Here is a 13,122-nt window from a genome sequence, read left to right as displayed (position 1 = left end):
TTGACATGGACTTACAACTGGCTCAGCTGTTGCTAAACGGCGTTGCAGTTGGCTGTATTATAGCGCTGGCAGCGGTAGGGCTCACCTTAACCTACGGAATTCTGCGGCTTGCAAACTTTGCCCATGGGGACTTGATGACCCTGGGAGCCTACCTGACCCTGGTGGCCAATGCATCTGGGATCACCCTCTGGTTGGCAATGCTGGTGGGAGCCGTCGGCACCGTCATGGCTTTTTTGCTCAGTGAGAAGTTGTTGTGGTCTCCGATGCGCGATCGCCGCGCCACTTCTACAACCTTGATGATTATTTCCATTGGGTTGGCCCTGTTCATCCGCAATGGGGTGATTCTGGTTTGGGGGGGAGGCAACCAGCGCTATCAGATTCCCGTGATGCCCGCCCAGGAATTTTTCGGACTAAAAATTGCCTCCGATAATTTGATTGTGATTGGGTTAGCGATCGCCGCCATGCTGCTCCTTCACTATCTGCTGCAAAATACCAAAATTGGCAAAGCCATGCGAGCGGTTGCCGACAATACCGATCTGGCACGGGTAACGGGAATTAATGTTGACCGTGTGGTGCTGTGGACCTGGGTGATCACGGCAGTGCTGACAGCCCTGGGAGGGAGTCTCTATGGTCTCACAGAAGCAGTGCGACCCAATATGGGCTGGTTTTTGATTTTGCCGACCTTTGCCGCTGTGATCTTGGGAGGCATTGGCAACCCCTACGGGGCGATCGCCGGAGCCTTGGTGATTGGCATTGCCCAAGAAATGAGTACCCCCATCCTGGGAACCCAATACAAGCTGGGAGTTGCCCTGCTGGTGATGATTGGGGTCTTGCTGGTGCGTCCCAAGGGCTTGTTTAAGGGCACCTTTTGATCAGCGGCTCTTGCCTATGATTGGATTGCCGTCAGTTCCTCACAAATCCGCTCAAAGGCAGTACCAGGGTCGGATGTCGCCGTAATCGGACGACCCATCACCAAATAATCCGCTCCGGCGGTCACCGCCTCTACGGGGGTTAGGGTGCGTTTTTGATCCCCTGCATCGGCCCAAGTGGGACGCACCCCTGGACACACCAGCAGTAAATCCTCGCCACAAACCCGCCGGAGGGTGGCGACTTCCTGGGGGGAACACACAACCCCCGACAATCCACTCTCCTGAGCTAGAAGTGCCATTTGGAGGGTATATTCTGGCAGTTCTAAGGGAACTTTCAGCTCCAAGGCCAACTGTCGTGCTGAGATGCTGGTCAGGAGGGTGACTGCAATTAGCTGCGTTTTAGGCGACTGAGCTTGCAGGGCAGTGTGGGCCGCCTTCAACCCTGTTTTACCCACAGTGGCATGAATGGTGAGCAAATCCACTTCCCAGCCAGCGACGCTGCGGCAGGCGGCGGCCACCGTATTGGGAATATCGTGGAATTTCAGGTCAAGAAACACGCGTTTCTGTCGGGACTTCAGCAAGGTGAGAATTTCTCCCCCACTGTGGACAAATAGCTCCAGCCCCACCTTCCAAAAGCTTACCTGGGGCAACTGCTCCATCAGGGCGATCGCTTGAGCAGTGCTCGGTACATCCAACGGCACAATAATTCGGTCGGCGACTGACATCATGTTGGCAGGGGAAATCACAGCAGTAGTCAGAGTGGATTAAGGGATAAAGCGGGTAAATTTGCTTTTACCTAATTGCAGCACTTTGCCGTAGAGATCGTCAGGGGTCTGAAAAATTTGATCCACGTGATCCAGTCGCTGTCCTTCGAGCTTGACTGCCCCTGCTTGCAATTGGCGGCGAGCCTCGGAGCTGGTTTTACACAAACTGCTGGCACTCAACAGATAAAATAATTTAGCCGGGAATTGAACGGTTGCCAGGGAAAATTCTGGCACGCTTCCCGCTTGTCCCGCAGACTGTGCAGCCACTTGAGCCGCTTGGGCAGCAGCCTCACCATGGGATTGACGTACTACCGCAAATGCCAGCAGACCCTGGCGATCGCGGGGATTCGTCGGCAAGGCATCCAGGGGCAGATCCGTCAGCAGCTCAAAGTATGACTCCAGCAGATGATCGGGGACTTTTTGGAGTTTTTGATATTGATCGCTGGGGTGCTCCGCCAACCCCACATAATTCCCTAATGACTTGGACATTTTCTGCACCCCATCGGTGCCAATCAGGATTGGCAGCAACACTCCAAACTGAGGCCGCTGTCCAAACTGTCGCTGCAAATCTCGCCCGACGGCAATATTAAATTTCTGATCGGTACCCCCCAATTCCACATCCGCCGCCACGGCCACAGAGTCGTACCCCTGCATCAGTGGATAGAGGAACTCATGAAGAAAAATCGGAGTCTCTTTTTTATAGCGTTCGGCAAAGCCTTCCTTGGCTAACATCTGTCCCACGGTCATGGTCGAGAGCAACCCGAGCGTTTTGCCCAGATCCATCTGGGAGAGCCATTCCGAGTTATAGCGAATCTCTAGGCGTCCGGGGGTCTCAAAATCCAGAATCGATCGCACCTGATCGAGGTAGGTTTGGGCATTCTCAGCCACTTCATCCTCGCTCAACTGGCGACGAACCTCTGATTTACCCGTCGGGTCACCAATCCGAGCTGTGAAATCCCCAATGATCAGCACGGCCTGATGTCCGGCATCTTGAAATGCCCGCAGTTTACGGACCGGAATGCTATGCCCCAGATGCAGGTCGGCTCCCGTGGGGTCAATCCCCAGTTTCACCCGTAGGGGGCGATCGCACTGGCGGAGTTGCTGGACAAGATTTTCACCGGGGTCGAGTGATGCCAGTTGCTGGGGGAAAATTTCACTCACCCCCCGAAACAGCCAGGACAATTCGGGAGGATCAACCGGCAAGTGCTCTGTAACCATACCTAAATCAATGGTCTTAATAAACGTCTAATCTAGTTTGTGAGACTCTTCCAACAGCCTACACGAAGGCGGGAGTGCTGGCAGGCGCGATGACACTCGGAGTTATGGTAGTTGTAACCTATGACACCCAAACCCCTTCCTTATAATTTTAAGTGAGACGGTGAGCCTGAAGATTGTTGGCATTCGGGCTGCCAAGTCTGTTATTGTCCCTGTTGGAGTGAGGACGTGAATTTGTCATCCAAGACTTTGCGGCAAAAGGCCGCCCCCCCGCCCCGATTCCCGAATTTATTGGCTCCGTTTGTCAGATTGCGGGTAAAACCCTGTTGACGTTGGTGCTGCTCTCCAGTGCTGCGATCGCAGGTAGTTTAGTCGGTTTGGCAGTCAGCTTCCGTAACCTACCGGATGTGCGGGTGTTGCGTAACTATGTTCCCACCCAGACCACGTACATTTTTGACATCAACGGCCAACATCTCAGCAGCATTCACGGCGAAGCCAACCGGGAAGTGGTGCACCTGAATCACATTGCTCCCAATCTCAAACGCGCCGTTCTCGCCATTGAGGATAGCTATTTTTACTACCATCCCGGCGTCAATCCTGGGGGCATTGCCCGTGCCTTACTGGTCAACCTTGAGCATGGTGAGACCATGGAGGGAGGCTCAACCCTTACTATGCAGCTGATCAAAAATTTGTTCCTGACGCCAAAGCGAACCTTTAGCCGCAAAGTGGCCGAGGCAGTGCTTTCCCTGCGCTTGGAGCAAATTTTCAGCAAAAATGAAATTTTAGAAATGTATCTGAACCAGGTGTACTGGGGGCACAACACCTATGGGGTCGAAACCGCCGCTCAGAGTTATTTCAGCAAACCAGCTGCCAACTTAACTCTGGCAGAAGCGGCGTTGATGGCAGGATTAGTTCAGGCTCCCGAAGATTTCAGTCCCTTCGTCAATCCCCAATTGGCGAAGCAACGGCAAGCACTGGTGCTTCACCGGATGCGAGAATTGAACTGGATTACCGCCGCTCAGGCACAAGCAGCGCTACAAGAACCGTTGAAGTTTGGCAAAATTACCTCCTTCAAACAGAGTCAGGCACCTTACATCACCGATGCTGTTACCCAGGAGCTAATCCAACGATTCGGTCAAGCGGCGGTGCAGAAAGGGGGAATGCGAGTTCAGACCACGGTGGATTTGAAGCTCCAGAAGCTGGCAACCGAGACGGTCAACCGTGGCTATGCAAGCCTCCGTAACCAGGGACTGTACGCCGATCAGATGGCACTGGTTGCCGTTGATCCCCGCACCCACTTTATTAAGGCAATGGTGGGCGGTGTTAACTACACCAAGAGTCAGTACAATCGGGTAACCCAAGCCCTCCGTCAGCCCGGTTCAGCCTTTAAACCCTTTGTCTATTACACGGCCTTTGCTTCTGGTCGGTATACACCGGACTCGGGCATTGAGGATTCTCCCGTCAGCTATCCCGATGGCAATGAACTCTATACTCCCAAGAATTACGACGGCTCTTTTTACGGGAGTATGAGTATTCGCCAAGCCCTAGCACAATCCCGCAACATTCCAGCGATTCGTCTGGGTCAGGCAGTGGGTTTAAGCAAAGTGATTGAGGTCTGCCGCACCTTAGGCATGACTAGTCCCATTGAGCCAGTGATTTCTCTGCCCCTAGGGGCGGTGGATTTAACCCCGCTGGAAATGGCGAATGCCTACGCCACCTTTGCCAGTAATGGCTGGTATGCTCCCCCTACCTTGATTGTTCAAGTGACGGATAATGAGGGCAATGTGTTGTTAGATCACACGCCGAAGTTAAAACTGGTGCTAGACCCCTGGGCCACTGCCTCCCTCACCTCTGTGCTCCAGGATGTGATTAACAACGGGACTGGAACGGCTGCCCAGATTGGCCGTCCGGCCGCAGGGAAGACGGGCACCACTAGCTCAGAACGCGATATCTGGTTTGTTGGCTATGTTCCCCAATTAGCCACGGCTGTTTGGGTGGGCAACGACGATTATGAACCCCTGGGGCACGGAGCCACGGGGGGCGGCTTTGTCGCTCCCATTTGGGCCGATTTTATGCAGCAAGCATTGAAGGGAGTCCCTGTGGAAAATTTCCAGTCCGCCTCTGAATTCATCCGTCCCAATTAACCCGTGTCAATGGCAAAGACCATGGGGCAGGTGGTACTCGTAACCGGGCCCAGCAGATCGGGCAAGAGTGAATGGGCGGAACACTTGGCAACCCAGTCAGGGATAGGGGTGACCTATGTTGCGACCGCTAGCATCGCTGCCGACGATCTGGAATGGCAGGCTCGGATTCTCCAACATCAGCAACGTCGCCCCAGGGATTGGTTAACCCTCCAGGTTCCCGTCCATCTGATCGACCCCTTACGAACCCTGACCGCCCAGGATTGTCTACTCATTGACTCCCTGGGAACCTGGCTTGCCAACCTGTTGGATCTGGAGGAGTCAGCCTGGATCACTACCGAAACTGCGTTCCTCACCTGTTTAGCTCAGTGTCCGGGGATGGTTATTCTGGTCGCGGAAGAGGTTGGCTGGGGTTTGGTTCCCTCCTATCCCCTGGGTCGGGTATTTCGCGATCGCCTCGGAAGTTTAGTCCGCAAAGTCGCTGCGATCGCCGATCCGGTTTACTTGGTAACTGCGGGACAGGTTCTCAACCTCAGTCAATTGGGATCTCCCCTACCGCTACCACCCCACCACCAGAGCTGATTGCAAAGACATTCTTAAGAAGCTGAGAATCTGGGCAAAAATGCCATTTATCCCAACTGAACCCAGACTTAAAAGGATTAAATATTAAGGTATGGCATCTATTGATCAAGTTAGAGAATATCTTGCTTATTGGTTTCAGTTGGGCAAGAAAGTAGTGCTTCCCCATAGCCAGGAATCACTAATGCCTCAGCCTGTATTTCAGGAAGGCAGCTATAGCCCCCAGTTTGAACGCTGTTGGCAACAGCTCCAGACCCCAGCAGGCCGGGATGCCTATCTGGATGGGACGGCTGAAACTATTTACGAACTATTAACCCCCGCCTGGGACATCTCGGCCTGTGCCCGTTGTGCTATGCCGGTGCCGATCATCAACCGAGGGATGTCATCCCTCATCTGTCCCTGTAACAACTTACCCACTTGGCCGAATACGGAACTTCCTCCCCCCCGGCAGGCTATTACCAATCAGGATCAGCTGGCGGCCATTCGGAGTCGGTTGTTACATCCCCGTCCCTCTGTAGAAGAGGGCGAACTGCAATCGCATCCAGACCCCCTGCCTGACCGCTGACCCCCCTAACCCTAACCCCCACTCTGGCCCTTGGCTGCTTTTCTTGGGACTGGGGTATCCCCCTAGGAACGCTTTTGCCGACTGAGGGGAGACAGGGCGTGGGGAGAACCAGCGATCGCTCGGGTAATACGACGATTCACCATCCGCCAACTGACGGGGATGAGTACTAATAATCCCAGTGCTGCCAGCGGATTCAACGACAGCAAGAGATTGAACAGTCCATGCAGGCCCATCGCTAAGCCAAGACCGCCACGAATCAGGGCAGGCCGTCTCTGAGGAGGGGTAAATTTGGCGATGCCTAGGGCATATCCCCAGAAGCTGGAGTCGAGTGCATGGCCGGGAACAGAAAGCAAGGCTCGGACGACAAAGATCTCTAGGATGGTACCGGAGGTGAAATATTCATCCAGTAGGTAAAAGATATTTTCCAAGGTAGCAAATCCCAGGGCAGCGGCAACCGCATAGATAATCCCATCCAGGGGTTCATCAAACTCTTGATGATTAAACACCCCATTACGCACCACTAGGTACTTGCCATACTCCTCTGTAATCGGTGCAATGACAACGGTTGCCACCAGTTCCGGTAGGGGGAGGAGCAATTGGATTACCAGTACTGGCAATACCACCAGCGCCCCTCGGAAAAATGTCCACACAACGAAGGACTTGGGTTCTGGCTCCAATTTGTCTTGGCGATAAAAGAACCACAGCCAAAACACCCCAGGGGCGATCGCCAAGGTGATGATACTGAGAACCTGAATCATTGTCTATGTCTCAAAGGATTTCACGGTCGTCAGCGTTCCCTGCCCAATCTACAACCTGCCCCTGAGGATGCCAGGAGATGATGCAGACTTGGCACGGGGGATTTTAACCAACACCTGCAAGGGATGAAAAACCATTGTGACCTGGAAAGTGCCTGATTTCCACGGTATTATCCTCTGCCGGATGCTGTGCTCTCCCATCTATCATCTTTTTCCCCATAGCTTGATTTTCCATACACCTTTAACCATGAACCCCACTGCTTTTACATACCAGTTCCCTTTTCAACCATTTCTCTGTGGGCTAGCTTTGGCGCTGAGTTCTGGTTTCGCAGCATCCCCCAGTCTGGCAGCGGAACGACTCACCATCCGGGTTGGCTTCTTTGAGCAATCCGTTGAAATCGCTGAATTGGAGCAGTTTGCTCAAACAGGGCGACTCTCCGCTCCCCTCCAGCCCTATGCCCCCTTCCTCACCTTAGAATTCCGTCAGCTTTTGAGCCGTCAGTTGCCAGTGGTTCCAAAGCTGAGCGAGAAATTTATGACAAGGTTACTCCAGTCGTCCAGCAGTCAACCGCTGTTGCAAGCCTTGGGAAACGCGATTCCAGGCACTACACTTCCCCAGTGGCAAGCGGCGCTCTCCCAGGCAACTCGGCAGTCTAGGAGCCTCAATGTTCTCAGCTTACTGAAGGCGTTCCCCACGGAGACCTTAACCATTAATGCCACAGCGGCGATCGCTCTGCTGTCGCAACTCAACCCCGCCTTCTGGCAAACCCAAGCCCTCAGCCCCACCCTGGAGCGGGAACTCGCTGCACCCATGACCCCGTTACCCCACAACCTAGACCCGGCAGCCTCTGGCCTTGAGGTTGTGCATCGGCAAAGCTTGAAGCTCACCGACCCCCGCCGCCAGCGTTCCATTGCTGTCGATCTCTACTGGAGTGACACTCCCCAAAACCAACTGGTGGTGATTTCCCATGGCTTGGGAGCCGATCGCGTTTTTTTGGCCTACCTGGCGGATCACCTAGCCTCTCATGGGTTTACCGTTGCGATTCCAGAACATCCTGGGAGCAATGCTGATTGGTTACAAACGGTCACCGCCCACCCTGACTTCAGTGCGCTCCTGCCTCCCAATGAATTAATCGACCGTCCTCAAGACATCAGCTTTCTACTGGATGAGTTGGCAAAACTCAATCGCCAACCGGGGATACTCCAAGGCAAACTCCCGACCCATCAGGTGAGTGTGATTGGACATTCCCTGGGCGGTACTACCGCCCTGATGCTGGCCGGAGCGGTCTTAGACTTACCGGCTCTGCAACAGTTCTGTCGCAATCACAGCCCTCTGGGTAAGTCACCCGCCGACTGGCTCCAGTGTGCTGCGGTTACGAATTTTGCCCCCCCCGTCCCCCCTGACCCAACCGCAGCCACGCTTGAATCTACGGGACAAACGGGTCGTACAAGTCATTGCCCTGAATCCTGTGATTGGGGAACTCTTTGGTAAAGCTGGACTCACCCAGGTTGCGACTCCCACCCTGATCCTGGCTGGAACCGCTGACACCCTCACCCCAGCGCTCAGCCAGCAACTGCGACCTTTTACCCAATTGCCAACGCCGAAATATCTGATTACGGCCATTGGGGGAACCCATCTGAGCGTAGGTGACCCCAATCTCAATCAACTGCTAGCTCAGAGTGATTTGGTGCGGGAGCGTCAGGGCATGGCTGTAGAACCCCTGCGGCAACTGGTGCGGGGGGTCAGTCTTGCTTTTATCCAGCAGCTAACCCCGAACGCCAAAGCCTATGCCCCCTTCCTCACCCCGTCCTATGCCCAATCCCTCTCAACCCCCGATCTGCCCCTTCGCCTCAGCACCAACCTACCCCTGGGGTTACTGAACTTGGAGGCAGCGCTGCGCTGAATGGCATTTGCAACCTAGATATCTAAATCGGTGAAGTTGAGTTTTGAACCATAGGTTTCAATGAACTCTCGCCGGGGAGCAACGCGATCGCCCATCAGAATCGTAAAGATCCGATCCGCTTCGGCAGCATCCTCAATCTCAAATCGCTTGAGGGTACGAGTTTCTGGATTCATCGTTGTCTCCCAAAGCTGAGTTGGCATCATTTCACCCAACCCTTTAAAACGCTGGATGGTATAGCTGGCGTTTGCGGGAAATTCCCGTTCCGTCAAATTCGTCAACTCGCGTTCGCTGTAGCAGTAGTAGTGATTCCGTCCTCGTTCCACCTTGAACAGGGGAGGGCAGGCTGTGTAGATATAGCCCTGATCCACCAAAGCCCGTTGATAGCGATAAAAAAACGGTCAGCAATAGAGTTCGAATATGAGCCCCATCTACGTCCGCATCGGTCATGATCACAACCCGGTGATACCGCAATTGGGCCGGATCAAATTCATCCCCCTTAATGCCTAACCCCAGGGCGGTAATTAAGGCTTGGATTTCTGTGTTCTTGTAAATCTTGGCATCATCGGTCTTTTCAATGTTGAGGATTTTTCCCCGCAGGGGCAAGATTGCCTGAAAGCGGCGATCGCGCCCTTGTTTAGCAGATCCACCCGCAGAGTCGCCTTCGACAATGAAAATCTCTGACTCGGAGGGATCGCGGCTACTGCAATCTGCCAGTTTGCCAGGGAGGGTCGAGGACTCTAGAACCGACTTACGACGCACCAGTTCCCTAGCTCGGCGAGCCGCTTCAGCGGCATTAAAGGCTTGAATGGCCTTTTCCAGAATCGCATCGGTGACGGCGGGACGAAACTCCAGATACTCCGTGAGCACTTCACCAACGAGGGAATCCACAATGCCGCGAACTTCCGTATTGCCCAGTTTGGTTTTGGTCTGGCCTTCAAATTCCGGGTTTGGTACCTTCACCGAAATCACACCCGTCAGCCCTTCTCGGACATTTTCCCCAGCCAGATTGGGTTCATTTTCTTTCAGTTTGTTGCGTTTACGGGCGATCGCATTCAGGGTGCGCGTCAAAACGGCCTTTAACCCTTCTAGGTGCGTTCCCCCATCAATCGTGCGGATGTTATTGGCAAATCCCAGCAAATTATCCGTGTATGCATCCACACACCACTGTAAAGCCACTTCAATCTGCACTTCATTGCGTTCGCCTTGAACGTACACGATCTCTTCGTGGAGAGGTTGCTTATCGCGATTCATGTAGGCAATGTACTCGCGGATACCACCTTTGTAGTAATAGACCTCAACCTTTGGCTCAGTGGTTTTTAGTAAATCCAGACGATAATCCGTAAAGGTGATCTGTACCCCAGCATTGAGGTAAGCCAGTTCCCGTAATCGTCCTGATACAGTTGTGTAGTCGAACTCAATGCCGATGGTAAAAATTTCCGTATCCGGCTTAAAGGAGATTGACGTTCCAGTCCGAGCCTCAGCGTGGGGTTTTACCTCTAGATCTGTCATCGGTACCCCGCGTTCAAAGCGCTGTCGATGCACTCGTTGCTCTCGCCAAACTGTCACCTCGACCCACTCCGAAAGGGCATTGACAACCGAAATACCGACCCCATGCAATCCCCCGGAGACTTTATAGCCGCCGCCGCCAAATTTACCCCCAGCATGGAGAACTGTCATCACGGTTTCCAGGGCTGATTTACCGGTGCGGGGATGAACATCCGTAGGAATGCCCCGACCATCGTCGGTAACTGTTACAGAACCATCCGCATTTAAATCAACCTGAATCACATGACAGTGCCCAGCCAGCGCCTCATCGACAGAGTTATCCACTACCTCGTAAACTAAATGGTGGAGTCCTCGCGGCCCGGTAGTCCCGATGTACATACCAGGACGCTTGCGGACGGGTTCCAAGCCCTCTAAGACTTGAATTTGATCGGCACCGTAGTTACTTGTCATGAAAGAGGCACTCCAGTAATTAGCCTTAGGCTGTCTCTAAATTGCAAAGGGATTTAAAAACACTAAAATCTTAACACAAAAGGGTTCTAGGCGATTCTAGAGCGGTTTCAAACAATTTTCTGACAGGGATGGATATACCAGGCTTAATTGTACTTTGTGGTCCTACCGCAACGGGTAAGACTGGTTTAGCGATCCAGATTGCCCAGCACCTATCCACCGTCATCCTCAGTGCTGATTCCCGTGCCTGCTATCGTGAATTTGATATTGGGACGGCTAAGCCCTCGCAGACAGAGCGCCAGCAAGTCCCACACTATCTGATCGATATTTGTGATCCCCGCGACACCTTCACAGTAGCTACTTATCAAACCCAGGCCCAGACTCTGATTGCTCAATTGCATCAACAGGGTTTAGTTCCCCTGTTAGTCGGTGGGACTGGACTCTACATTCAGTCCATCACCCAAGGACTCAAAATTCCTCGGGTTCCCCCTGATGCTGGGTTGCGATCGCAGTTGCAGTCCTTGGGACAACATCAACTCTACGAGCTGCTTCAGAACGTTGATCCGCTATCATGCCACCGGATTCACCCCCATGATCAGGTTCGCACCCTGCGGGCTTTGGAGGTCTACTATGTAACCGGTGTTACCCTCTCGGAACAGCAAGGGGAAACCCCGCCAGCGTATCCAATTCTCTTTATTGGTCTAGACTGTCTTCCCATGGACGCTTTGAATCAGCGAATTCAAAAACGAACCCAGAAAATGATAGCAGCTGGGTTCGTTACAGAAGTAGCGATGCTTTGTCAAAAATATGGCCCGACTCTCCCCCTACTCAATACCTTGGGATATCGACAAATCAAGCAATACTTAGCTGGTGAACTAACGCTGGTAGAAGCAGAAGCATTGGTTGTAGTTCATACCCGTCAATTTGCCAAACGCCAACGAACCTGGTTTCACACCAACACCAACATTGCCTGGTTTAATGCTGACGATCCAACTCTCTTTGAACAAGTCTATAAGCGAGTTCAAGAATTTATGATTTTCCCAGGGCTGCCGCAACCGCCCTAGGAGTAGGGTCTGGTGAAAGGGAAGCATCAGGAGTACATTGCTATTTGTGGATGATGTGCTCAATGAGTGCCACCAAACTGAACGATGCCAATATCTGCCGAGTAGTCAGATAAACCTCAACCTGATATCTTTCTCACAACACTTGCAGCACTGCAGCCATGACACCATGCATCGGTCTTTAAGTAGGGATGAAACTGTCTCCTTGGTTGTTGTGGGAGAATATCAAATCCTAGATCGGCGCAGATGTTCAGGGATACCTGGTTTGCGATGACACGGTGTTGGACAATTGCTTCAGCGTATCGATTGAACTGTATCAGACGGCAATTTAGAAAAGGAATTAGCAAATGAGTACTTATATTCTTGAACCAACCACCCAGAAATTCCTCGATGACCTCGCGGGCGCAGGGGGATCGCAGATTTATGAACTTGCGGTTGAAGATGCCCGTGGGGTGCTAGAGGGCGCTCAGTCTGGCGATGTTGTCAAACTATCCGCCGACATTGAAGATCGTGTGATTCCAGTGGGGCCGAAGGGTGAAGTCTCAATTCGTATCGTCCGCCCACCGGGCAATCATGACAGGCTGCCAGTGGTGATGTATTTCCATGGCGGTGGTTGGGTACTGGGTAGCAAGGACACCCACGATCGCCTGATGCGTGAAATTGCCAACGGTGCTGAAGCGGCGGTTGTGTTTGTTGACTATACACGTTCCCCGGAAGCGCCATACCCCGTTGCCATCGAGGAAGCCTATGCCGCTACCCAATGGATTGCAGAAAACGGTGCTGCCATTGAGGTGGATGCCGCTCGCCTTGCGGTTGCTGGCGATAGTGTGGGGGGCAATATGGCCGCTGCGATCACCCTCCTTGCCAAGGAGCGTCGTGGGCCTGCCATCAGCTTCCAGGTATTGTTCTATCCGGTAACGGATGCCAACTTTGAGACACCTTCCTATCAGGAGTTTGCAGAGGGGTATTTTCTGTCTCGGGAAGCCATGAAGTGGTTTTGGCATCACTATGCACCGGATGTGGCTGTGCGGGAGCAGCCAACGGCATCGCCTCTCAAGTCTTCAATAGAACAGCTCACGGGCTTGCCGTCTGCCCTGGTGATTACAGGTGAATGTGATGTGCTGCGGGATGAGGGGGAAGCCTATGCCCATAAGCTGATCCAGGCAGGTGTCTCGGTCACAGCCCTGCGCTACCTAGGGACGATCCATGACTTTGTGATGCTAAATGTGATCACCGAAACCCCGGCGGCACGGGGAGCAATTTCCCTGGCCACTGCAGTGCTGCGGCAAAAGCTTGCCGCAGCGTAACCAGTGGTT

At 53.2% G+C, this 13,122-nt stretch carries 11 protein-coding genes and 1 pseudogene; 8 read left to right on the top strand and 4 right to left on the bottom strand.

Annotated elements, in window-relative coordinates; genetic code table 11:
* Positions 1-5: 5 nt before the first annotated feature.
* Complete coding sequence (locus DO97_RS03285) at positions 6-872, top strand: branched-chain amino acid ABC transporter permease (protein WP_036531119.1); 867 nt, start codon at positions 6-8, stop codon at positions 870-872.
* Between the two features lie 14 nt (positions 873-886).
* Here DO97_RS03285 and pyrF read toward each other — a convergent pair whose 3' ends face one another.
* Positions 887-1,594 (bottom strand): orotidine-5'-phosphate decarboxylase, encoded by a 708-nt coding sequence (gene pyrF, locus DO97_RS03280; RefSeq protein WP_036531167.1) that lies wholly within the window; start codon positions 1,592-1,594, stop codon positions 887-889.
* A 39-nt stretch (positions 1,595-1,633) separates the two neighbouring features.
* Positions 1,634-2,851, bottom strand: a complete 1,218-nt coding sequence (tyrS, locus tag DO97_RS03275) for a tyrosine--tRNA ligase (protein ID WP_052128325.1) — start codon at positions 2,849-2,851, stop codon at positions 1,634-1,636.
* Positions 2,852-3,171: 320 nt separating this feature from the next.
* Here tyrS and DO97_RS03270 point away from each other — a divergent pair, with 320 nt between their 5' ends.
* From DO97_RS03270 to DO97_RS03260, 3 genes are all read left to right on the top strand, one after another.
* Entirely contained in the window at positions 3,172-4,992 is a 1,821-nt protein-coding gene (locus DO97_RS03270) for a transglycosylase domain-containing protein (RefSeq protein WP_239651413.1), read from the top strand.
* Between the two features lie 21 nt (positions 4,993-5,013).
* Positions 5,014-5,571: a bifunctional adenosylcobinamide kinase/adenosylcobinamide-phosphate guanylyltransferase gene (cobU, locus tag DO97_RS03265; protein WP_036531164.1), complete on the top strand. Its 558-nt coding sequence runs from the start codon at positions 5,014-5,016 to the stop codon at positions 5,569-5,571.
* A 181-nt stretch (positions 5,572-5,752) separates the two neighbouring features.
* Positions 5,753-6,133: a hypothetical protein gene (locus tag DO97_RS03260; RefSeq protein ID WP_072016338.1), complete on the top strand. Its 381-nt coding sequence runs from the start codon at positions 5,753-5,755 to the stop codon at positions 6,131-6,133.
* Between the two features lie 62 nt (positions 6,134-6,195).
* On the opposite strand, the gene DO97_RS03255 is transcribed toward DO97_RS03260, so the two are convergent.
* Positions 6,196-6,891: a PrsW family intramembrane metalloprotease gene (locus DO97_RS03255; protein ID WP_036531116.1), complete on the bottom strand. Its 696-nt coding sequence runs from the start codon at positions 6,889-6,891 to the stop codon at positions 6,196-6,198.
* A gap of 244 nt (positions 6,892-7,135) precedes the next feature.
* Here DO97_RS03255 and DO97_RS03250 point away from each other — a divergent pair, with 244 nt between their 5' ends.
* Both DO97_RS03250 and DO97_RS24845 read left to right on the top strand, forming a co-directional pair.
* A complete protein-coding gene (locus DO97_RS03250; protein WP_204368455.1) occupies positions 7,136-8,380 on the top strand; it encodes an alpha/beta hydrolase in 1,245 nt (414 codons plus the stop codon).
* The gene (locus tag DO97_RS24845) at positions 8,310-8,792 is read left to right on the top strand and encodes an alpha/beta hydrolase family protein (protein WP_204368454.1); all 483 of its coding nucleotides are present in this window, start codon (positions 8,310-8,312) and stop codon (positions 8,790-8,792) included. The genes DO97_RS03250 and DO97_RS24845 overlap by 71 nt, the downstream gene beginning before the upstream one ends.
* 14 nt (positions 8,793-8,806) lie before the next feature.
* Here DO97_RS24845 and gyrB read toward each other — a convergent pair.
* A pseudogene (gene gyrB, locus DO97_RS03245) lies at positions 8,807-10,748 on the bottom strand (DNA topoisomerase (ATP-hydrolyzing) subunit B).
* Between the two features lie 128 nt (positions 10,749-10,876).
* Between gyrB and miaA the strand changes: the two are divergent.
* Together miaA and DO97_RS03235 are read left to right on the top strand one after the other, a co-directional pair.
* Positions 10,877-11,809, top strand: a complete 933-nt coding sequence (gene miaA, locus DO97_RS03240; protein WP_036531114.1) for a tRNA (adenosine(37)-N6)-dimethylallyltransferase MiaA — start codon at positions 10,877-10,879, stop codon at positions 11,807-11,809.
* Positions 11,810-12,153: 344 nt separating this feature from the next.
* Positions 12,154-13,113: an alpha/beta hydrolase gene (locus DO97_RS03235; protein ID WP_036531113.1), complete on the top strand. Its 960-nt coding sequence runs from the start codon at positions 12,154-12,156 to the stop codon at positions 13,111-13,113.
* Positions 13,114-13,122 lie beyond the last annotated feature (9 nt).

It is taken from the genome of Neosynechococcus sphagnicola sy1, from assembly GCF_000775285.1.
Lineage (GTDB): Bacteria > Cyanobacteriota > Cyanobacteriia > Neosynechococcales > Neosynechococcaceae > Neosynechococcus > Neosynechococcus sphagnicola.
The sequence above is the reverse complement of the archived record's forward strand: the minus strand, read 5'-3'. Positions and strand labels throughout refer to the sequence as shown.